Genomic DNA, 235 nt, shown 5'->3' on the forward strand with positions numbered 1-235 from the left:
AGCGCCAGCTGGACGTCGCTGCCGACGCCCTGCGCCTGCCCGCCTGGGATGCGCGCATCGAACACCTGTCCGGTGGTGAGAAGCGCCGTGTGGCCCTGTGCCGCCTGCTGCTGTCGGCACCCGACATGCTGCTGCTCGACGAACCCACCAACCACCTGGACGCCGACTCGGTGGCCTGGCTGGAGCGCTTCCTGCACGACTTCCCGGGTACCGTGGTAGCCATTACCCACGACCG

The 235-nt window shown here is 69.4% G+C and carries 1 protein-coding gene; it reads left to right on the top strand.

What is annotated here, in order from left to right; all coding sequences use genetic code 11:
- A partial coding sequence (locus tag IEQ44_RS16545) for an ATP-binding cassette domain-containing protein (RefSeq protein ID WP_193639493.1) occupies positions 1 to 235 on the top strand: 235 nt, incomplete at both ends.

Origin of the sequence: Nocardioides malaquae (assembly GCF_015070385.1) — a bacterium.
Classification (GTDB): Bacteria; Actinomycetota; Actinomycetes; order Propionibacteriales; family Nocardioidaceae; genus Nocardioides; species Nocardioides malaquae.